This window comes from Pseudomonas sp. (assembly GCF_048269965.1).
Lineage (GTDB): Bacteria > Pseudomonadota > Gammaproteobacteria > Pseudomonadales > Pseudomonadaceae > Aquipseudomonas.
This window is the reverse complement of the sequence record NZ_JBLWTV010000003.1, coordinates 341,586-361,664: the sequence shown is the minus strand read 5'-3', so window position 1 is coordinate 361,664 and position 20,079 is coordinate 341,586. Positions and strand designations below refer to the sequence as shown.

Genomic DNA, 20,079 nt, shown 5'->3' with positions numbered 1-20,079 from the left:
TGTTCAGTGCGTAGGGTGGATCACGCTTCACCGATCCACCACAACGGTGGATGAAAAAAGCGTCATCCACCCTAGGGGACCTGGCGGTTCAGGCGTGCCCGAGCCGCCCGCGAACCCTTGGCGTTGCCCTGCGCGTAGGGTGGATCACGCTTCACCGATCCACCACGACGGTGGAAGAGAAAAGCATCATCCACCCTATCGGATCTAGCGGCTCAGAAGTGCCCGCGCTACCCGCGAGCCGTTGGTCTTGCCCAGCACTTCGCAGATGCGTTGACCCGCGGCGATCAGCTCGTCCATGTCCACACCGGCCTCGATGCCCAGGCCCTGCAGCAGGTAGAGCACGTCCTCGGTGGCGACGTTGCCGGTGGCGCCCTTGGCATAGGGGCAACCGCCCAGGCCGGCGACCGAGCTGTCGAACACACTGATGCCTTCGAGCAGGCTGGCGTAGATGTTGGCCAGGGCCTGGCCATAGGTGTCGTGGAAATGCCCGGCGAGCCTGTCGCGCGGGATGTGGCGGCCAACCACCTCGATCAGTGCGCGCGTCTTGCCAGCGGTGCCGGTGCCGATGGTGTCGCCCAGCGACACTTCGTAGCAGCCCATGGCATACAGCTCGCGGGCGACGCTGGCGACCTGCTCGGGCGCGACTTCGCCATCGTAAGGGCAGCCGAGTACGCAGGAAACGTAGCCGCGTACACGCACGTTCGCCGCCTTGGCCGCTGCCATCAGTGGTACGAAGCGCTGCAGGCTGTCGGCGATGGAGCAGTTGATGTTCTTCTGTGAGAAGGCCTCGCTGGCGGCGGCGAATACCGCCACTTCCTCGACTTTGGCTTCGAGTGCGGCTTCGACGCCTTTCAGGTTCGGCGTGAGCGCCGCATAGGTGACGCCCGGTTTACGTAGGATGCCGGTGAACACCTCGGCGGAGCCGGCCATCTGCGGCACCCATTTGGGCGAGACGAAGCTACCCACCTCGATATGGCTCAGGCCGGCGGCTGTCAGGCCGTCCACCAGGCGCACCTTGTCGGCGACGCTGATCGGCTGTTTCTCGTTCTGTAGGCCATCGCGCGGGCCGACTTCGACCAGGCGCACGGATTCAGGCAGGTTCATAGGCTGTCCTCGTTTTCATCGTAGGGTGCGCCGTGCGCACCACTCGCGGCAAGATGGTCGAACTGCTGCGTAGGGTGGACATCGCCTTTCATGTCCACCTTGATGCAGGCGAATGACTTCATGGTGGATCGATGAAGCGCGATCCACCCTAGGGTTCTAGCTCCACCAACACCGCACCTTCGCTGACCATTTCCCCTTCGCGGCAGTACAGAGCCTTGACCGTCCCGGCTTCGGGCGCGCGGATGCTGTGCTCCATCTTCATCGCCTCCAGCACCACCAGCGCCGTGCCAGTCTCGACCGCCTGACCGGGTTCGACCAGTACGCGGACGATGCTGCCGTTCATCGGTGCACTGAGGCCACCCTGCTGGGCATGGCTGGCCTCGGCGGCAGCGATAGGGTCGAAGCGGCTGATGGCATGCAGCTCGCCGTACCATTGCAGGTAGAGGGTTTCGCCACGGCGAATGGCGCACAGACGCTGGCGCGTGCCGTCGATCTCTGCCAGCAGCTCTTCGCCCTGCAAACGGGCCTGGTTGCTCGCGCGCACCGTGCGGCTCTCGCCCTGGCAGTTCAGGTGCAACTCGATTTCCGCCACGCCACCGGCGCGCCAGCCACTGCGGGCCGCCCAGGGCGAATGGCTGTCGTCCGCGCGCTGCACGGGGCTTTCGCTCTGTACCCAGGCATCGGCGGCGAGTTGCCAGAAGGCGTCCGGCAACTCGCGTGGCGCAGGCAGCAACTGCTGCTGGTGGCGCGGGATAAAGCCCGTGTCCAGCTCGCACGCGGCGAACGCTGGATGAGCAAGGATGCGGCGCAGGAATGCCAGGTTGGTTTTCACGCCACCGACCAGGGTGCCTTCGAGCATGGCCAGCAGACGAAGGCGCGCCTGCTCACGGTTTTCGCCCCAGGCGATCAGCTTGCCCAGCATCGGGTCGTAAAAGGGCGAGACGCTGTCACCCTCCGCCACGCCGCTGTCGATGCGACGCCCGTCACCGTTGCCGGCTTCGCGGTACAGCGCCAGGGTGCCGGTGGCGGGGAGGAAATCGTGATCCGGGTCTTCGGCGTACAGCCGCACCTCGATGGCGTGACCGTTCAATGGCACCTGCTGCTGGGTGATCGGCAGCGGCTCGCCACGGGCGACGCGAATCTGCCAGGCCACCAGGTCGAGGCCGGTGATGGCTTCGGTGACCGGATGCTCGACCTGCAGGCGGGTGTTCATCTCCATGAAGAAGAAGTCGCCACGCTCGTCGAGCAGGAATTCCACCGTGCCGGCGCCGACATAGCCGATGGCCTGCGCCGCCTTGACCGCCGCTTCGCCCATGGCGCGGCGCAGCTCGGGGCTCAGGCCCGGTGCCGGCGCTTCCTCGACCACCTTCTGGTGGCGCCGCTGGATCGAGCAGTCGCGCTCGTTGAGGTACAGGCAGTTGCCGTGTTGGTCGGCGAATACCTGGATTTCCACATGACGTGGTTTGAGCACGTATTTTTCCACCAGCATGCGCGAGTCGCCGAACGCCGACTGCGCTTCACGCTGCGCGGACTCCAGCGTTTCGGCGAGCTGCGCTTGCGACTCGGCGACCTTCATGCCCTTGCCACCGCCGCCGGCAGCCGCCTTGAGCAGCACCGGGTAACCTATGCGTGCAGCGGCCTCGCGGAAGGTGTCGATATCCTGCTTGTCACCGTGGTAGCCGGGCACCAGCGGTACGCCGGCAGCTTCCATCAGCGACTTGGCTGCCGACTTGCTGCCCATGGCCTCGATAGCCGAGGCGGGCGGCCCGAGAAAGATCAATCCGGCCTGTTCGATGGCGCGGGCGAAGCCGGCGTTCTCCGAGAGAAAGCCGTAGCCGGGATGGATGGCCTGCGCGCCGCTGGCCTTGGCGGCGGCGATGATCTTGTCGATCAGCAGATAGCTTTCGCCAGGCTTGGCGCCGCCGAGATTCACCGCGACGTCAGCTTCACGCACATGCCGTGCATGGGCATCGATGGCGCTGTGCACGGCGACGGTGCGAATGCCCATGGCCTTGGCCGTACGCATCACACGGCAGGCGATCTCGCCACGGTTGGCGACCAGCAGGGTGTCGATCATGGTCATTGCTCCTGCCAGGTGGGTTGGCGTTTTTCCAGGAATGCACGCAGGCCTTCCTGACCCTCGGCGCTGACGCGAAGACGGGCGATGGCGTTCTCGGTATAGCGGCGCAGGGCCGGGGTCAGTTCGCCGCTGCCGACTTCACGCAGCAGATCCTTGCTGGCGCGCATGGCTTGCGGGCTGTTGTGCAGCAGGTTGGCGACCCAGTCTTCGACCTGGGCGTCCAGTTCGTCGACCGGGTAGCACTCGGCGAGCAGGCCCAGTTCGCGGGCGCGTTTGCCGTCGAAGCGTTCGGCGGTGAGTGCGTAGCGCTTGGCCGCACGCTCGCCAATGGCCTGTACGACGAAGGGGCTGATCACCGCCGGGGCGAGGCCGATGCGTACCTCGGACAGCGAGAACAGGGCGTCCTCGGCGCCGATGGCCATGTCGCAGCAACTGGCCAGCCCCACCGCGCCGCCAAAGGCCGCGCCTTGCACCACGGCCAGGGTCGGGATCTTCAAACCATGCAGGTTGTACATCAGCTCGGCCAGTTCGCGGGCATCATTCAGGTTGGCGTTGTAGTCCAGGGTGGCGGCCTGCTGCATCCAGGCCAGGTCGGCGCCGGCCGAGAAGTGTTTGCCACGGCCGCGCAGCAGGAGAAAGCGCAGGCTCTTGTCTTCACCGACGGCGTCGAGGGCGAGGATCAGCTCGCGGATCATCTCGGCGTTGAAGGCGTTGTTCTTTTCCGGGCGGTTCAGCCAGAGGGTGGCGAAGCCGCGTTTGTCGGTTTCAAGCTGTACGGTGGTTAAGTCGGTCATGGCAATGGGCTCGAAATATGCGCTGGCTCTGGTGGGAGGGGCTTTAGCCGCGAGCTTTGCTGTGGCTGTCGCGGCTAAAGCCCCTCCCACGGATTACATACGGAACACGCCGAAACGGGTCGGCTCGATCGGTGCGTTGAGACTGGCGGACAGCGCCAGGGCCAGTACGTCACGGGTCTGCGCCGGGTCGATCACGCCGTCGTCCCACAATCTGGCGCTGGAGTAGAAGGCATGCGCCTGCTGCTCGTACTGCTCGACGATGGGTTGCTTCAGGCGCTGTTCGTCCTCGTCGGAATAGTGCTGACCGGCGCGCTCGGCCTGCTCGCGCTTGACCTGCACCAGCACGCCTGCGGCCTGCTGGGCACCCATCACGCCGATCCGCGCGTTGGGCCACATCCACAGAAAGCGCGGATCGTAGGCCCGGCCGCACATGCCGTAGTTGCCGGCGCCGAAGCTGCCACCGATGATCACGGTGAACTTCGGTACCTGGGCGCAGGCCACGGCGGTGACCAGCTTGGCACCGTGCTTGGCGATGCCGCCTTCCTCGTATTTCTTGCCCACCATGAAGCCGGTGATGTTCTGCAGGAACAGCAGGGGGATGCCGCGCTGGCAGGCCAGTTCGACGAAGTGCGCGCCCTTCTGCGCCGACTCGGCGAAGAGGATGCCGTTGTTGGCCAGGATCGCCACCGGGTAGCCATTGATGCGGGCGAAGCCGCACACCAGGGTAGTGCCGAACAGCGCCTTGAATTCATCCAGTTGCGAGTCGTCGACGATACGCGCGATTACCTCGCGTACATCGAAGGGCTGCTTGGCGTCGGCCGGGATCACCCCGTACAGCTCTTCTGCGGCATAGCGCGGGGCGATGGGGGCGCGAGCGTCGAGCTGGCCGAGCTTGCGCCAGTTGAGGTTGGCAATGCTGCGCCGGGCCAGGGCCAGGGCGTGTTCGTCATCCTCGGCATAGTGGTCGGCCACGCCGCTGGTCTTGCAGTGCACGTCGGCGCCCCCGAGTTCCTCGGCACTGACTACTTCGCCAGTGGCGGCCTTCACCAGGGGCGGGCCGGCGAGAAAGATGGTCGCCTGCTCACGCACCATGATGGTTTCGTCGCTCATCGCCGGCACGTAGGCGCCACCGGCGGTGCAGGAGCCCATCACCACGGCGATCTGCGCAATGCCCAGCGCGCTCATGTTGGCCTGGTTGAAGAAGATCCGGCCAAAGTGCTCGCGATCCGGGAACACTTCGTCCTGGCGCGGCAGATTGGCGCCGCCGGAGTCCACCAGGTAGATGCACGGCAGACGGTTCTCACGCGCAATGGCCTGCGCGCGCAGGTGCTTCTTCACCGTCAGCGGGTAGTAGGAGCCGCCTTTTACCGTGGCGTCGTTGGCCACGATCATGCATTCGACCCCTTCGACGCGGCCGATACCGGCGATCACCCCGGCGGCGGGTACGTCTTCGCCGTAGACCTCATGGGCGGCGAGCTGGCCGATCTCGAGGAAGGGCGAGCCGGCATCCAGCAGGCGGTTGATGCGTTCGCGCGGCAGCAACTTGCCGCGCGAGATGTGGCGTTCCTGCGCCTTGGCGCCGCCGCCTTCATGGACGCGGGCGAGCAGGGCGCGCAGCTCGTTGACCTGAGCAAGCATCGCCGCGCTGTTGGCGGCGAACTCAGGTGAACGGGTATTGATCTGGGTGTGCAGGATGGCCATGGATGCCTCTTCGCTTGGCTCCCTCTCCCTCCGGGAGAGGGTTGGGGTGAGGGGAAAGCCCCTCATCCGCCCTTCGGGCACCTTCTCCCAGGGGGAGAAGGGATCACTTGGTTTCGTTGAACAGCTCGCGGCCGATCAGCATGCGGCGGATTTCGCTGGTGCCGGCGCCGATCTCGTAGAGCTTGGCGTCGCGCAGCAGGCGGCCGGCCGGGTATTCGTTGGTGTAGCCGTTGCCGCCGAGCAACTGGATGGTGTCCAGTGCCATTTTCGTGGCCATCTCGGCGGTGTAGAGAATCACCGCGGCGGCGTCCTTGCGCGACTCCTCACCGCGGTCGCAGGCCTTGGCGACGTTGTACAGGTAGGACCTGGAGGCATTCATGCCGGCGTACATGTCAGCCAGCTTGCCCTGTACCAACTGGAATTCACCGATGGATTGCTTGAACTGCTGGCGCTCGTGCACGTAGGGCAGCACCACGTCCATGCAGGCCAGCATGATCCCGGTCGGGCCGCCGGAGAGCACGGTGCGTTCGTAATCCAGGCCGCTCATCAGCACGCGCACGCCACCGCCTTCGCTGCCCAGGATGTTCTCCTCCGGTACTTCGCAGTCCTCGAACACCAGCTCACAGGTGTTGGAGCCGCGCATGCCCAGCTTGTCCAGCTTCTGGTGGCGGGAGAAGCCCTTGAAATCGCGCTCGACGATGAAGGCGGTCATGCCGCGCGAACCGGCGTTGATGTCGGTCTTGGCGTAGATCACATAGGTGTGGGCGTCCGGGCCGTTGGTGATCCACATCTTGTTGCCATTGAGTACGTAGCGGTCGCCGCGCTTTTCCGCGCGCAGCTTCATCGACACCACGTCTGAGCCGGCGTTGGGCTCGCTCATGGCCAGGGCGCCGATGTGCTCGCCGGAGCACAGTTTGGGCAGGTATTTGTGCTTCTGTGCCTCGCTGCCGTTCTTGTGAATCTGGTTGACGCAGAGGTTGGAGTGCGCGCCGTAGGACAGGCCCACCGATGCCGAAGCGCGGCTGATCTCTTCCATGGCCAACACATGGGCCAGATAGCCCATGTCGGTGCCGCCGTACTCTTCCTTCACCGTCATGCCGAGCAGGCCCATGTCGCCGAACTTGCGCCACATGTCCATGGGAAATTCGTTATCGCGGTCGATCTGCGCGGCGCGTGGCGCCAGCTCGGCCTGGGCGAACTGGTGCACCGAGTCGCGCAGCATGTCGAGGGTTTCACCGAGGCCGAAGTTGAGGCTGGGGTAGCTCATGATTCACCTATTGTTGTTGTCGTAGGGTGCGCCTTGCGCACCGGATCGGATTCTGTGGCGCGCGCAGCGCACCCTAGGCTGGAGTCTCGGCCAAGGCGGCGAGGCAACGCTCCTCGGCGGTATCCAGTTCCAGTTGCATCTGCTGGATATCCAGCAATTGTTGTTCAAGCTGCAGGCGACGCTCGGCGATCTTGGTCAGGAAGGTATTGAGCTGTCGGTGGTTGCCGCTGCTGGGGTCGTAGAGGTCGATCAATTCCTTGCATTCGGCCAGGGAGAAACCGATGCGCTTGCCACGCAGGATGAGTTTCAGGGTCACCAGATCCTTGGGGTGGTAGATGCGCTCCTGGCCACGTCGCTCGGGGGCGAGCATGCCTTGTTCCTCGTAGAAGCGGATCGCGCGAGTCGTGACATCCAGTTCGCGGGCCAGGTCGGAGATGCTGTAGGTCGTGAGCATTAGAGCAGTCTTGTTGTTTACCTTTACGTAAACGTTAAGATGACCTTTGCAGGCTGTCAACTTCCTGGGGCAGGGTGTGAGTCTCTTTGGCAATCGCCGCCTGTTAGAATGCTGATCCCGTCGGCAGCCAGGATCAGGGAAATTCATGGCAAGCGCGTCCGCTGAAAAAGGCACGATTTCCATCCGTCTGGTGCTCGAAGCTCTGCAAGAGTTGCGTCAGCGAGACTGCGATGAGGCGCCGTTGCTGCATGGGGCAGGGATAGACGGCGAACTGCTGGCGCAACCCGATGGCAGGGTATCGTCCGAGGCTTACGGCCAGCTCTGGCTCAGCATTGCCCAGCAGATGGACGATGAATTCTTCGGCATGAACCCAAGGCGCATGAAGTCAGGTAGTTTCGCCTTCATGGCCCGCGCTGCCGTGAAGGAGCCAACATTGGGCGCGGCCCTGCAGACGGTGCTGCGCTTGCTGCACCTGATCTTCGATGATTTCAGCCCGCGGCTGGAGGTGCGCGATGGCCTGGCTGCGATTGTCATCGATGAGCCGCCCGAACGCTGTTGCCGGGCTTTCGGCTATTTCACCCTGTGGCTGATGATCCACGGCCTGACCTGCTGGCTGGCGGGGCGGCGCATCGATGTGCTCGGCATCCACCTGTGTTGCGCGCAGCCTGACTACATCGAGGATTACCAGGTGATGTTCACCCGTAACCTGCATTTCGGGCGGCCGCAGAGCCGCCTGTTGTTCAATGCCGAATGCCTGCAGACGCCGATTCGGCGCAGCCCGCGTGACCTCAAGCGTTTTCTGGTTGGCGCGCCTGCCAACATTCTGGTGCGCTACCGCGACCCGCAAAGCCTGGGCGCGCGCATCAAGGCGCACCTGCGCAGCCTGGCGCCCGCGCGCTGGCCGGATGTGGAAGCGCTGGCCGGGCATTTCCATATGGCGCCTTCGACCTTGCGGCGCAAGCTGTCGCTGCAAGGGCAGTCCTACCAGGGGCTCAAGGATCAGGTGCGGCGTGATCTGGCCATCGCCTGCCTGGACGGTGACCCGGTCAATTTCAGCGACCTGGCCTTCGAGCTGGGTTTTGCCGACACCAGCGCCTTCTACAAGGCGTTCAAGAAGTGGACGGGCTCGACCCCAGGCCAGTACCGCGCGCTGAGCCACCCTGAAAGTGCTTGAATGAAGCGCTGTTCTGTCATTTTTGCTCAAGCAGGTTGAGACCTTTCGACATTGCTGGCCGGTCCGGCTGGAGTGACCATCGCGGCATTCAATAAGAACAATCCGGGAGAACACCCCGATGCGCGATTACTTCACCGCTGCCCGCGAATTCGACTTCGAGGCGGCCGTTGCCGATACGCTGGCCGGTCGCCTGGATGTCCTCAATGCCTGCGTGGAATGCTGCGACCGCCATGTCGGTAACGGCAGGACGGCGCTGATCTGGGAGGGCCGCAACGGCGAGCGCGCTACCTGGACCTTCGAGCAATTGCAGGCAGCCTCGGCACGCTTCGCCAACCTGCTGGCCAGCCGTGGCATCGGCGCCGGTGATTGCGTATCGGGCATCCTGCCACGCACGCCGGAACTGCTGATCACCATTCTCGGCACCTGGCGCGCCGGGGCCATCTACCAGCCGCTGTTCACCGCCTTCGGCCCCAAGGCCATCGAGCACCGGGTGCACAGCGCAGGCTCGAAGCTGGTGGTCACCGACACGCTCAACCGGACCAAACTCGATGAGGTGGAGCAGGCGCCGCCGGCACTGGTGGTGGGTAAGGATTTCTGGGCCGAGCTGGAGCAGCAGGCGGATCACTTCGAGCCGGTCATGCGCCGGGCCGACGATCCCTTCCTGCTGATGTTCACCTCCGGTACCACCGGCCTGGCCAAACCACTGCAGGTGCCACTCAAGGCCATCGTCGCCTTCGTCGGCTACATGCGCGAGGCGGTTGATCTGCGCCCGGAAGACCGCTTCTGGAACCTGGCCGACCCCGGCTGGGCCTACGGCTTGTACTACGCCGTCACCGGCCCGCTGGCGATGGGGCATGCCACCACCTTCTACGAGGGCGCTTTCAGCGTCGAGAGCACCTGCCGGGTGATTCGCGAGCATGGCATCACCAATGTGGCGGGATCCCCCACGGTCTATCGCCTGCTGTTGGCCGCGCGTGAGGAGGTGGAGGCTGCCCTCAAGGGCCAGCTGCGCGCCGTGAGCAGCGCCGGCGAACCCTTGACGCCCGAGGTGATCCGCTGGTTCGCCGAGGGGCTGGACTGCACTATCCACGATCATTACGGGCAGACCGAACTGGGCATGGTGCTGTGCAACCACCATGCTTTGCAGCACCCGGTACGCCTGGGCGCGGCGGGTTTCGCAATGCCGGGACATCGCGTGGTGGTGCTGGACGAGCAGATGCGCGAGTTGCCGGCCGGTCGGCCCGGCATCCTGGCGCTGGACCGGTCGCGTTCGCCGCTTTTCTGGTTCCCCGGTTACCGGGCGATGGAAACCCACGCCTTCGTCGGCGACTACTACCTCAGTGGCGATACGGTCGAGCTCAACGAGGATGGCAGCATCAGCTTCGTCGGGCGGGCCGACGATGTGATCACCACATCCGGCTACCGGGTTGGCCCCTTCGATGTGGAGAGTGCGCTGATCGAGCATCCCGCCGTGATCGAGGCTGCGGTGATCGGCAAGCCCGACCCGGAGCGCACCGAGCGGATCAAGGCCTTCGTGGTGCTGCACGTCGGACACGCCGCGGACGAGCGTCTGGCTGAAGCGCTCCAGCAGTACGTACGCAAGCGCCTGTCGGCCCATGCCTACCCGCGCGAAATCGAGTTCGTCAGCGAGCTGCCCAAGACCCCGAGCGGCAAGATCCAGCGTTTCCTCCTGCGTAATCAGGAAATCGCCAAGGCCCAGGCGGCCGCCCGTCATTGAGTCAAGGAACCCTCATCATGCATATCGAACACTCCGTATTCCTGATCAGTGGCGGCGCCTCCGGCCTTGGTCTGGCCACCGCCCGGGAACTGGTCGGGCAGGGCGGCAAGGTGGTGCTGCTGGATATCAATGCAGAAGCGGGCCAGCAGGCCCTCGCCGAGCTGGGCGCCAACGCCCGTTTCGTGCGCGCCGATATCACTCGTGAAGAGGATGGCGGTGCTGCAGTGACGCAGGTTCTGGAGGCTTTCGGTGCTCTGCACGGGCTGGTCAACTGCGCCGGCGTCGCGCCGGCCGAGAAGGTGCTGGGGCGCAATGGTGCACATGGCCTGGACAGCTTTCGCCGTACCGTCGAGATCAATCTGATCGGCAGTTTCAATCTGTTGCGCCTGGCTGCCGAGGCCATGGCGCAGAACACGCCGAACGCCGAGGGCGAGCGTGGGGTCATTATCAATACTGCGTCGGTGGCAGCGTTCGACGGACAGATGGGCCAGGTTGCCTATGCAGCTTCCAAGGGCGGCGTCGCCGCGCTGACGCTGCCGGCGGCGCGCGATCTGGCGCGCTCGGGCATCCGCGTGATGTGCATTGCACCCGGTGTGTTCGAGACGCCGATGATGGCCGGCATGCCGCAGGAGGTGCGGGATTCGCTGGCGGCCAACGTGCCGTTCCCGCCGCGGCTGGGGCGCCCCGACGAATATGCGGCACTGGTGCGGCACATCGTCGAGAACCCGATGCTCAATGGCGATGTGATCCGCCTCGATGGCGCGCTGCGCATGGCGGCGAAGTAACGGACAGGTAGCCCGGATGTAATCCGGGAGGAACTCACGCAGATTTCCCGGATTGCATCCGGGCTACGCGATTCGAAGGTGAAACTCATGAAACAGCAACTCGACCCCGTGGTTATCGTCAGCGCAGTGCGCACGCCCATGGGCGGCTTTCTTGGTGATCTGGCCGGTCTGACGGCGGCTGAACTGGGCGCCGTAGCCATCCGCTCGACCCTGGAGCGTGCCGGGCTCGCGGCCGAGGCAGTGGACACGGTACTGATGGGCTGCGTACTGCAGGCCGGACAGGGCCAGGCACCGGCGCGCCAGGCCGCGTTGGGCGCCGGGCTGAGCCAGGCGGCGCAGTGCACCACGCTGAACAAGATGTGTGGCTCCGGTATGCAGGCGCTGATGCTCGGTCACGACCAGTTGCTTGCCGGCAGCGCCGATGTGCTGGTGGCCGGTGGCATGGAGAGCATGTCCAATGCGCCGTACTTGCTGGCGCGCGCCCGTGGCGGTTATCGCATGGGCCATGGCCAGGTGCTCGACCACATGTTCCTCGACGGCCTGGAAGACGCCTACGAGCGCGGCCGGCTGATGGGCACCTTTGCCGAGGATTGCGCGCAGCAGTATCGCTTCAGTCGTGAGGAGCAGGACGCCTATGCCCTGGAGTCGCTGCGCCGCGCCCAGCAGGCGATAACCGACGGCAGTTTCGCCCGTGAGATCGTCGCCGTGCAGGCGCCACAGGGGCGTGAACGGCGCCTGGTCAGCAGCGATGAGCAGCCGCCCAAGGCCCGCCCGGACAAGATACCCGGCCTGAAGCCGGCGTTCCGCGAGGGCGGCACGGTCACGGCGGCCAATGCCAGCTCCATTTCCGACGGCGCCGCCGCACTGCTGTTGATGCGCCTGTCCGAGGCTCAGGAACGCGGCCTGGCGCCGCTGGCGCGCATCGTCGGTCATGCTGGCCACGCCCAGGCGCCGAATCTGTTCACCACCGCTCCGGTTTCGGCGATCCAGCGCTTGCTGGCGCGTATCGAGTGGCCACTGGAGACGATCGACCTGTTCGAGATCAACGAGGCGTTCGCCGTGGTGCCGATGGTGGCCATGCGTGAATTGGGCATCGACCACGACAAACTCAACGTAAACGGCGGCGCCTGTGCCCTGGGCCATCCCATCGGCGCATCCGGTGCGCGCATTCTGGTGACGCTGCTGGCGGCGCTTGAGCAGCGCGAGCTCAAGCGTGGCGTGGCCTCCGTGTGCATCGGTGGCGGTGAAGCCACTGCCGTGGCTATCGAGTTGTATTGACTCGACCCCTAGGGTGCGCCGTGCGCACCGAGAGTTTCCGCCAACCAGCGGTGCGCACGGCGCACCCTACGTATGGAGCCAGCCATGCTGCCCAACGAAGAAGAAATCCTGATCCGTGACATGGCCCGCCAGTTTGCCCAGGAACGGTTGAAACCCTTCGCCGCCGACTGGGATCGCGAGCATCGTTTCCCAGCCGAAGCCATTGCCGAGATGGGGCAACTGGGCTTCATGGGCATGCTGGTGCCGCAGCAGTGGGGCGGCGCCGAGACCGGCCACCTGGCCTACGCCATGGCCCTGGAGGAGGTAGCGGCTGGCGATGGCGCCTGCTCCACCATCATGAGCGTGCATAACTCGGTGGGCTGCATGCCGATCCTCAAATACGGCAGCGAGGAGCAGAAGCAGCGCTTTCTCCGCCCGCTGGCCGAGGGCAAGATGCTCGGTGCCTTCGCCCTGACCGAACCGCAGGCCGGCTCCGACGCCAGCGACCTGCGCACCCGCGCCCGGCGTGACGGCGAGCACTACGTGTTGAGCGGCGCCAAGCAGTTCATCACCTCCGGCAGTCATGCCGGCATGGTCATCGTGTTCGCCGTCACCGATCCGCAAGCGGGCAAGAAGGGCATCAGCGCCTTTATCGTGCCCACCGACACGCCGGGATTCTCCGTGGCCAGGGTCGAGGACAAGCTCGGTCAGCATGCCTCCGACACCTGCCAGCTCCAGCTCGACGAGGTGCGCATTCCGGCCAGCTTGCGCCTGGGCGAGGAGGGCGAGGGCTATCGCATCGCCCTGGCCAACCTGGAAGGCGGACGCATCGGTATCGCCGCGCAAGCGGTGGGCATGGCGCGGGCGGCATTCGAGGCGGCGCGTGATTACGCCCATGAGCGGGTGACTTTCGGCAAGCCGATCATCGAGCACCAGGCCGTGGCCTTTCGCCTGGCCGACATGGCCACGCAGATCGCTGTGGCACGGCAGATGGTGCACCACGCCGCCAGCCTGCGCGAAGCGGGACAGGCGTGCCTGACCGAGGCCTCGATGGCCAAGCTGTTCGCCTCGGAGATGGCCGAGCGGGTGTGTTCGGCGGCGATCCAGACGCTAGGTGGCTACGGTTACCTCAAGGACTTTCCGGTCGAGCGCATCTACCGCGACGTGCGCGTGTGTCAGATCTATGAAGGCACCAGCGACGTGCAGCGGATGGTGATCGCGCGCAGTCTGTAAGTGCCGGTTTATGTAGGGTGCGCCGTGCGCACCAGAGGCTGCGCCGGCCCCCGAATGACCGGTGCGGTTGACGCGAGTTGTCAGGTGCACCACTAGCGCCTGGGAGCGCAGGCGCTAGTGATCGATGGCCTCGAGCAACTGCAGCGCCAGGCGCACACGCTCGGCATTCGGGTAGTTGCGGTTGGCGAGTATCACCAGGCCGGTATCGCGCGCCGGCAGCAGCAGGATGTAGGCGCCGAAGCCATTGGTCGAGCCGGTCTTGTTCAGCAGCAGGTCACCCTCGGCCGGTTCGGGAACACTGAAGCGTTTCACCGGCTGGGGTTGCAGCGCCATCTCGGCGGAGTTGCCAGCCAGCAGTTTTTCCAGGCTGATGGGGTAGGTGTAACGCTCCCAGCCCAGGGCCTGGGTCATGTCACCGACCTGGTAGTAGCCGCGATGGGTGGAGCTGACGGCCTGGCGCAGCGGTGCGGGCAGCTTGTCCGGGTGCAGGTTGGCGTCGATGAAGCGCAGCATGTCGGCCGCAGTGGATTTCAAGCCGTAGGCTTCGGCATCCAGCGCGCCGGGGCTCACGCGCACGGCCTTGTCGTCGCGGTAGCCCCAGGCATAGCGCCTGATCTGCTCGGTCGGTATCCGTACGTAGCTTTCCTGCATGCCCAGTTGTGGCAGCAGGTCCTGCTCCATCAACTGCTGAAACGGCTTGGCCAGGCTGGCGGCCGCCAGGTGGCCGAACAGGCCGATGCTGGGGTTGGAATACAGCCGCTGCATACCCGGCGGATAGACCGCCTGCCAGTTGCGGTAATAGTCGAGCATCTGTCGTTCGCTGCTGACCGCATCCGGAAACTGCAGCGGCAGGCCGCCTGCGGTGTAGGTGGCCAGATCCAGCAGGCTGATGTGATCGAAGGCGGTGCCGCGCAGGGCCGGCAGATACTGGCTGGCGTTGTCGCTGAGGTTCAGCGTACCGCTGGCCTCGGCGTAGGCGCCGAGGGTGGCGGTGAACAGTTTGCTGATCGAGCCCAGTTCGAACAGGGTGTGGCGATCCACGGCCTGGCCGCTCTCACGTGAGGCGACGCCGTATTCGAAGAAATGTTGCTGCCCCTTGTGACTGATGGCGATGGCCATGCCGGGGATGGCGTAGCTCTGCATCATCGGCTTCACGGCGGCGCCGACCTGTTTGTCCAGTGAGGGCGAGGCCGACGCCTGGCTGGCGGCCAGCAGCGTCAGTGCAGCGAACAGGGGGCGGTACAGGTGACGCATGGTGAGTTCCTTTCGTGGCGGGACGATGTCTGTCCTGCTCGGCGAGCGAGTGCGGTGGCAAATCTATGGCTTGGGCCGACTTTTCGAACAATGGTTCAGGGCCTGACACCCTGTTCGCGCAGGCGCTTGTACAGGGTATTACGGCTCAGGCCAAGGTGGCGGGCCAGGTAGGAGATATTACCGCCGCACGCCTGGTACTGGCTGGCCAGATCGTCGGGCTCGGGGTGTGCTTGCAGGGTCGTGTCCGTTGGCAGGTCAAGAAAGAAGTCGTCCGGCAGGTGTTCGGCGCGGATGGGCTGGTCGTCGGCCATGGCCAGCGCCACGCGCAGCACGCTGCTGAGTTGGCGCAGGTTGCCTGGCCAGGGGTGATGCTGAAACAGCTCCAGTACCTCGCGGCTGATACCCGCGCGCTGGTGGGGTTCGCGGTGCTGCTCCCACAGTTTTTGGAACAGCGCCTGCTTGTCGCTGCGTTCGCGCAGTGGCGGCAGCTCCAGGTTCAGGCCGCTGATGCGGTAGTACAGGTCGGCGCGAAATTGCCCGCTGTCGACGTCCTGGCGCAGCGGACGGTTGGTAGCCGAGACCAGGCGCACGTCGACCGGATGCAGGTCGCTGCTGCCCAGCGGCTGCACGCAGCGTTCCTGCAGCACGCGCAGCAGGCGCGCCTGCACGCGCAGCGGCATGTCGCCGATCTCGTCGAGAAACAGCGTGCCCTTGTGCGCCTTGCGGATCAGCCCGATGTGGCCTTTCTGGCTGGCGCCGGTGAAGGCGCCTTTCTCGTAGCCGAACAGCTCCGACTCCACCAGCTCCGCTGGAATGGCGGCGCAGTTGACTGCGATGAACGGCTGACTGGCACGCGAACTGGCTTGGTGCAGCGCCTTGACGAACACTTCCTTGCCGGCACCGGTTTCGCCCTGAACCAGAATCGGAATGTCCTTTTCCAGCAGGCGTTCGGCCTGGCGCACGGCCTTGTCCATCCGCGCATCGCCCGCGCTCAGCGCATGCAGTTGGGGCTCTTGCGGTGTGCTCTGCGCCGCTTGCGGGCGGAAGTCGCGAGGCTGGATCGGAGCGGGTCGGGCAGGGCGACGTACCCGAGCATGAAAGCGAAAATGGTCGCTGGTGCGCAGGCTGAAGGGCTGGCCGTCCGGTTGATTGAGCAACTGTTGCAGCGGCACGTCGAACAGCTGCTCGATGGCGCCGTAGGTCAGGGGTTGGCCCAGCAGGTTGTCGGCGCGGCGATTGGCGGACACCACGTGGCCCTGCTCGTCGAACACCACCAGGCCAGCCCAGGGGCTGTCGAGGTTGTCCAGGCTGGTGTTGAAGCTGAGCAGGTGGTACTGGTCGGCGAACAGCTTGAGGATCAGGCGGTTCTCCACCGACTGACTCATCATCTTGACCATGCCCAGGGTGTGCGCCGGCGGCAGGTAGCTGTCACTGGACACGTCGAGCACGGCGATCATGCGCCGTTGCTCGTCGAAGATCGGCGAGGCCGAGCCGGTCATGAAGCGGTTGGCCTTGAGGAAGTGTTCGTCGTGCTGGATGTGCACCGCCTGGCCGCAACTGAGCGCGGTGCCGATGGCGTTGGTGCCGGTGTAGCGCTCCAGCCAACTGGCGCCTGCGACGAAACCGGCGGCCTGGCGCGGTTCGATGAAACGTTGGTCGCCCCAGGAATGCAGCAGTCGGCCCTGGTCGTCGGCGAGCATGATCAGGCAGTTGGAATTGGCGAGGATGGTGCCGTAGTAGGGCAGCACTTCCTGGTGGGTGGTCTGCACCAGGGCCTGGCGGCTCTCCAGCAGGGCCGACAGTTCGCCGGCAGCTGGTGGATCGAAGCGCGGCGGGCTCTGATGGGTCAGTCCATAGTCACGACAGCGCGACCAGGACTCCTGGATGAGGGTGTCGTGCGCCGGGGCGCGGGCAGCTTCTGTCATACATGATCTCTTCTTGTTGGTTCGCGATCTGCGCCGCGATCGATCCAGTTTCGTTCAAGCCTGTTCAAAGTCAACGAACGAATTGTTCAGTTGTTCACATTCGACTGTTCAAAAGTGTTCAGTGGAAAACTGGCGCGCCAATCGGCGCGAAGGGATTTTTGATTTTTATCAAATAGATATGTCTGATTTTTGGGTGCTGGCACGCTTGTCGCTATCGATGTTCGCAATCGAATGGCACGACAAGAAAAAGGACAGGCCATGTCGCTCAAGCTCGAACACGTCACCCGTATCGTCGACGGCCAGGTGCATATCGACGATGCCTGCCTGAGTTTCGAACCCGGCTCCTTCAACGTCCTGCTCGGCCGCACCCTGGCCGGCAAGACCAGCCTGATGCGGCTGATGGCCGGTCTGGATCGGCCCAGCAGCGGCCGTGTGCTGATGAACGGCGCCGATGTCACCGGTATGCCGGTGCGCCAGCGCAACGTGTCGATGGTCTATCAGCAGTTCATCAACTACCCGACCCTGACGGTGTTCGAGAACATCGCCTCGCCGCTGCGCCAGGCCGGTGTGGGCAAGGAGCAGATCGTCGAGAAGGTCGAGGCCACCGCGCGCATGCTGCGCATCGACAAACTGTTGTCGCGCTATCCGTTGGAGCTGTCCGGCGGCCAGCAGCAGCGCACGGCCATGGCTCGGGCGCTGGTCAAGGATGCTTCGCTGATCCTCTTCGACGAGCCGCTGGTCAACCTCGACTACAAACTGCGCGAGGAGCTGCGCCAGGAAATGCGCGAGCTGTTCCAGGCGCGCCACACCATCGCCATCTACGCCACTACCGAGCCCAACGAGGCGCTGGCCCTGGGCGGAACCACCACCATCCTGCACGAGGGCCGGGTGGTGCAGAGTGGCAAGACCGCCGAGGTCTATCACCGTCCGCAGCAGGTGCTGGCCGCCGAGCTGTTCTCGGAACCTGCGATCAACTTGCTGCCCGGACGCATCAGCGGCTCCGAGGTGAGTTTCGCCGATTGCGTGCACTTTCCGCTCAACCCTGACCTGCGCGACATCGCCGAGGGCGAGTACCGTTTCGGCGTGCGCCCCAGTCATATCGGCCTGGTGCCTTCCAACGACGATGACCTGGAGCTGGCGGTGACCGTGGAGCTGGCCGAGATCAGCGGCTCGGAAACCTTCCTTCACGTGCGCAACGAGCAGTTCGTGCTGGTGCTGCACCTTCCGGGCGTGCACGAGTATGCGGTGGATACGCCAATCCTGATCTACATCCCCACTCACAAACTCTTCGTTTTCGCCGCCGATGGGCAACTGGTGCAGGCGCCCAGTCGCCGTCAGGGGAGGGCTGCCTGATGGCCGAGATTCGTCTGCACAACCTGGCGCACAGCTACAGCGGTGTGCCGAAGGCGCCGGAAGATTACGCGATTCGCGAGATGAACCATGTCTGGCAGCAGGGTGGCGCCTACGCGCTGCTGGGGCCGTCAGGCTGCGGCAAGTCCACATTGCTCAACATCATCTCCGGTCTGCTCAGCCCGTCCCAGGGCGAAGTGCAGTTCGACGGCAAGGCGGTCAACACGCTGTCGCCGCAGGAGCGCAACATCGCCCAGGTTTTCCAGTTTCCGGTGGTCTACGACACCATGACGGTGTTCGACAACCTGGCCTTCCCACTGCGCAACCAGGGCATGGACGAGGCGCGGGTGATGAGCAAGGTGCACGAGATCGCCGAGGTGCTGGAGCTGCATCCGCTGCTGCACAAGAAGGCGCGCAACCTCACCGCCGACGAGAAGCAGAAGGTCTCCATGGGCCGCGGGTTGGTGCGCGACGATGTGTCGGCGATTCTCTTCGATGAGCCGCTGACAGTGATCGACCCGCACCTGAAGTGGAAGCTGCGGCGCAAGCTCAAGCAGATTCACGAGCAGTTCAACATCACCATGGTCTACGTCACTCACGATCAGTTGGAGGCCTCTACCTTCGCCGACAAGATCGCGGTGATGTATGGCGGGCAGATCGTCCAGTTCGGCACGCCGCGCGAGCTGTTCGAGCGCCCCGGACACACCTTCGTCGGCTATTTCATCGGCAGCCCGGGCATGAATCTGATCGACGTGCAGCGCTGTGAGGGTGGGGTGCGTTTCGCTGGCACTCAGCTGCCGCTCTCGGCCGCGCTCAACCAGCGTCTCGCCGAGCTGGATGGCAAACGCCTGCAGGTGGGTATCCGCCCCGAGTTCGTGCACATCTGGGACGGCGCTTACGAGGATGCGCTGTGCGGCCAGGTGCTGCACGTCGAGGACCTCGGCACCTACAAGATTCTCACCTTCGATCTCGACGGCCAGGTGCTCAAGGTGCGCCTGCAGGAGGATCAGCCGGTGCCGCGTGAGCAGTTGTACCTGAGCTTCCCGGCGCAGTGGCTGATGCTTTACGCCGACGACTACCTGGTGGAGGTGGCGCCATGAAGGTGCAGAACAACAAGGCCTGGTGGCTGGTATTGCCGGTGTTCCTGCTGGTGGCGTTCAGCGCCATCGTGCCGATGATGACGGTGGTCAACTATTCGGTGCAGGACATCTTCGACCCGTCCACGCGCTACTTCGTCGGCGTCGACTGGTATCGCCAGGTACTGCAGGACCCGCGCCTGCACGACTCGCTGCTGCGTCAGTTCATCTTTTCCGCCTGCGTGCTGCTGATCCAGATTCCGCTGGGCATCGCTATTGCCCTGTGCATGCCGACGCGCGGGCGCTGGGCGTCGCTGTGCCTGATCCTGATGGCCATTCCGCTGCTGATTCCGTGGAACGTGGTCGGTACCATCTGGCAGATCTTCGGCCGCGCCGACATCGGGCTGATGGGCTGGGCGCTGAATGCGCTGGGCATCAGCTACAACTATGCATCCAACACCATGGACGCCTGGGTGACGGTGCTGATCATGGATGTCTGGCACTGGACCTCGCTGGTGGCGCTGTTGTGCTACTCCGGCCTGCGCGCCATTCCCGACGTCTACTACCAGGCGGCGCGCATCGACCGCGCGTCGAACTGGGCGGTGTTCCGCCATATCCAGCTGCCCAAGCTGAAAAGCGTGCTGCTGATCGCGGTGATGCTGCGCTTCATGGACAGCTTCATGATCTACACCGAACCGTTCGTGCTCACCGGCGGCGGGCCGGGCAACGCCACCACCTTCCTCAGCCAGACCCTGACGCAAATGGCCATCGGCCAGTTCGACCTGGGCCCGGCGGCGGCGTTCTCGCTGGTGTACTTCCTGATCATCCTGCTGGTGTCCTGGCTGTTCTACACCGCCATGACTCACGACGACAAAACTCGCTGAGGC

General features: G+C 64.7%; 17 protein-coding genes. 8 read left to right on the top strand and 9 right to left on the bottom strand.

Annotation, left to right across the window (positions count from 1 at the left end; genetic code table 11):
* Positions 1–204: 204 nt before the first annotated feature.
* From ACN0X6_RS05900 to ACN0X6_RS05870, 7 genes are all read right to left on the bottom strand, one after another.
* Positions 205–1,104: a hydroxymethylglutaryl-CoA lyase gene (locus ACN0X6_RS05900; protein WP_417702704.1), complete on the bottom strand. Its 900-nt coding sequence runs from the start codon at positions 1,102–1,104 to the stop codon at positions 205–207.
* Positions 1,101–1,226, bottom strand: a complete 126-nt coding sequence (locus ACN0X6_RS05895; RefSeq protein ID WP_417702703.1) for a hypothetical protein — start codon at positions 1,224–1,226, stop codon at positions 1,101–1,103. Before ACN0X6_RS05895 ends, ACN0X6_RS05900 begins: the two co-directional genes overlap by 4 nt.
* A gap of 26 nt (positions 1,227–1,252) precedes the next feature.
* The gene (locus ACN0X6_RS05890) at positions 1,253–3,181 is read right to left on the bottom strand and encodes an acetyl/propionyl/methylcrotonyl-CoA carboxylase subunit alpha (RefSeq protein WP_417702702.1); all 1,929 of its coding nucleotides are present in this window, start codon (positions 3,179–3,181) and stop codon (positions 1,253–1,255) included.
* A gap of 2 nt (positions 3,182–3,183) precedes the next feature.
* On the bottom strand, positions 3,184–3,978 hold the full coding sequence (locus tag ACN0X6_RS05885) for a gamma-carboxygeranoyl-CoA hydratase (RefSeq protein WP_417702701.1): 795 nt from the start codon (positions 3,976–3,978) through the stop codon (positions 3,184–3,186).
* A gap of 93 nt (positions 3,979–4,071) precedes the next feature.
* Positions 4,072–5,679: a carboxyl transferase domain-containing protein gene (locus ACN0X6_RS05880; protein ID WP_417702700.1), complete on the bottom strand. Its 1,608-nt coding sequence runs from the start codon at positions 5,677–5,679 to the stop codon at positions 4,072–4,074.
* Positions 5,680–5,782: 103 nt separating this feature from the next.
* A complete protein-coding gene (locus ACN0X6_RS05875) occupies positions 5,783–6,946 on the bottom strand; it encodes an isovaleryl-CoA dehydrogenase (RefSeq protein ID WP_417702699.1) in 1,164 nt (387 codons plus the stop codon).
* Between the two features lie 73 nt (positions 6,947–7,019).
* Positions 7,020–7,400 (bottom strand): MerR family transcriptional regulator, encoded by a 381-nt coding sequence (locus ACN0X6_RS05870; RefSeq protein WP_417702698.1) that lies wholly within the window; start codon positions 7,398–7,400, stop codon positions 7,020–7,022.
* A 145-nt stretch (positions 7,401–7,545) separates the two neighbouring features.
* Here ACN0X6_RS05870 and ACN0X6_RS05865 point away from each other — a divergent pair, with 145 nt between their 5' ends.
* From ACN0X6_RS05865 to ACN0X6_RS05845, 5 genes are all read left to right on the top strand, one after another.
* Positions 7,546–8,574: an AraC family transcriptional regulator gene (locus tag ACN0X6_RS05865; protein WP_417702697.1), complete on the top strand. Its 1,029-nt coding sequence runs from the start codon at positions 7,546–7,548 to the stop codon at positions 8,572–8,574.
* 118 nt (positions 8,575–8,692) lie between these two features.
* Positions 8,693–10,312 carry an acyl-CoA synthetase gene (locus ACN0X6_RS05860; protein WP_417702696.1) on the top strand — a complete coding sequence of 540 codons (1,620 nt, stop codon included), beginning with the start codon at positions 8,693–8,695 and terminating at the stop codon, positions 10,310–10,312.
* A 17-nt stretch (positions 10,313–10,329) separates the two neighbouring features.
* A complete protein-coding gene (locus tag ACN0X6_RS05855) occupies positions 10,330–11,097 on the top strand; it encodes a 3-hydroxyacyl-CoA dehydrogenase (RefSeq protein WP_417702695.1) in 768 nt (255 codons plus the stop codon).
* Between the two features lie 87 nt (positions 11,098–11,184).
* Positions 11,185–12,375, top strand: coding sequence for an acetyl-CoA C-acyltransferase (locus ACN0X6_RS05850; RefSeq protein ID WP_417702694.1), 1,191 nt, complete (start codon positions 11,185–11,187; stop codon positions 12,373–12,375).
* A gap of 84 nt (positions 12,376–12,459) precedes the next feature.
* Positions 12,460–13,587 (top strand): acyl-CoA dehydrogenase family protein, encoded by a 1,128-nt coding sequence (locus ACN0X6_RS05845; RefSeq protein WP_417702693.1) that lies wholly within the window; start codon positions 12,460–12,462, stop codon positions 13,585–13,587.
* A 114-nt stretch (positions 13,588–13,701) separates the two neighbouring features.
* Here ACN0X6_RS05845 and blaPRC read toward each other — a convergent pair whose 3' ends face one another.
* Together blaPRC and ACN0X6_RS05835 are read right to left on the bottom strand one after the other, a co-directional pair.
* A complete protein-coding gene (blaPRC, locus tag ACN0X6_RS05840; protein ID WP_417702692.1) occupies positions 13,702–14,841 on the bottom strand; it encodes a PRC family class C beta-lactamase in 1,140 nt (379 codons plus the stop codon).
* Between the two features lie 95 nt (positions 14,842–14,936).
* Complete coding sequence (locus ACN0X6_RS05835) at positions 14,937–16,766, bottom strand: sigma-54-dependent Fis family transcriptional regulator (protein WP_417702691.1); 1,830 nt, start codon at positions 16,764–16,766, stop codon at positions 14,937–14,939.
* Between the two features lie 258 nt (positions 16,767–17,024).
* Here ACN0X6_RS05835 and ACN0X6_RS05830 point away from each other — a divergent pair, with 258 nt between their 5' ends.
* The 3 genes from ACN0X6_RS05830 to ACN0X6_RS05820 are packed head-to-tail and all read left to right on the top strand — an operon-like array spanning position 17,025 to position 20,076.
* On the top strand, positions 17,025–18,119 hold the full coding sequence (locus ACN0X6_RS05830; protein WP_417702690.1) for an ABC transporter ATP-binding protein: 1,095 nt from the start codon (positions 17,025–17,027) through the stop codon (positions 18,117–18,119).
* On the top strand, positions 18,119–19,216 hold the full coding sequence (locus ACN0X6_RS05825) for an ABC transporter ATP-binding protein (RefSeq protein WP_417702689.1): 1,098 nt from the start codon (positions 18,119–18,121) through the stop codon (positions 19,214–19,216). Before ACN0X6_RS05830 ends, ACN0X6_RS05825 begins: the two co-directional genes overlap by 1 nt.
* Positions 19,213–20,076 (top strand): carbohydrate ABC transporter permease, encoded by an 864-nt coding sequence (locus ACN0X6_RS05820; RefSeq protein ID WP_417702688.1) that lies wholly within the window; start codon positions 19,213–19,215, stop codon positions 20,074–20,076. Before ACN0X6_RS05825 ends, ACN0X6_RS05820 begins: the two co-directional genes overlap by 4 nt.
* Positions 20,077–20,079: the final 3 nt, after the last annotated feature.

Coding starts and splice junctions, on each gene's coding strand:
- ACN0X6_RS05900 (WP_417702704.1), bottom strand. CDS start 1,104: ATGAACCTGCCTGAATCCGTGCGCCTGGTCGAAGTCGGCCCGCGCGAT.
- ACN0X6_RS05895 (WP_417702703.1), bottom strand. CDS start 1,226: ATGAAGTCATTCGCCTGCATCAAGGTGGACATGAAAGGCGATGTCCAC.
- ACN0X6_RS05890 (WP_417702702.1), bottom strand. CDS start 3,181: ATGATCGACACCCTGCTGGTCGCCAACCGTGGCGAGATCGCCTGCCGT.
- ACN0X6_RS05885 (WP_417702701.1), bottom strand. CDS start 3,978: ATGACCGACTTAACCACCGTACAGCTTGAAACCGACAAACGCGGCTTC.
- ACN0X6_RS05880 (WP_417702700.1), bottom strand. CDS start 5,679: ATGGCCATCCTGCACACCCAGATCAATACCCGTTCACCTGAGTTCGCC.
- ACN0X6_RS05875 (WP_417702699.1), bottom strand. CDS start 6,946: ATGAGCTACCCCAGCCTCAACTTCGGCCTCGGTGAAACCCTCGACATG.
- ACN0X6_RS05870 (WP_417702698.1), bottom strand. CDS start 7,400: ATGCTCACGACCTACAGCATCTCCGACCTGGCCCGCGAACTGGATGTC.
- ACN0X6_RS05865 (WP_417702697.1), top strand. CDS start 7,546: ATGGCAAGCGCGTCCGCTGAAAAAGGCACGATTTCCATCCGTCTGGTG.
- ACN0X6_RS05860 (WP_417702696.1), top strand. CDS start 8,693: ATGCGCGATTACTTCACCGCTGCCCGCGAATTCGACTTCGAGGCGGCC.
- ACN0X6_RS05855 (WP_417702695.1), top strand. CDS start 10,330: ATGCATATCGAACACTCCGTATTCCTGATCAGTGGCGGCGCCTCCGGC.
- ACN0X6_RS05850 (WP_417702694.1), top strand. CDS start 11,185: ATGAAACAGCAACTCGACCCCGTGGTTATCGTCAGCGCAGTGCGCACG.
- ACN0X6_RS05845 (WP_417702693.1), top strand. CDS start 12,460: ATGCTGCCCAACGAAGAAGAAATCCTGATCCGTGACATGGCCCGCCAG.
- blaPRC (WP_417702692.1), bottom strand. CDS start 14,841: ATGCGTCACCTGTACCGCCCCCTGTTCGCTGCACTGACGCTGCTGGCC.
- ACN0X6_RS05835 (WP_417702691.1), bottom strand. CDS start 16,766: ATGACAGAAGCTGCCCGCGCCCCGGCGCACGACACCCTCATCCAGGAG.
- ACN0X6_RS05830 (WP_417702690.1), top strand. CDS start 17,025: ATGTCGCTCAAGCTCGAACACGTCACCCGTATCGTCGACGGCCAGGTG.
- ACN0X6_RS05825 (WP_417702689.1), top strand. CDS start 18,119: ATGGCCGAGATTCGTCTGCACAACCTGGCGCACAGCTACAGCGGTGTG.
- ACN0X6_RS05820 (WP_417702688.1), top strand. CDS start 19,213: ATGAAGGTGCAGAACAACAAGGCCTGGTGGCTGGTATTGCCGGTGTTC.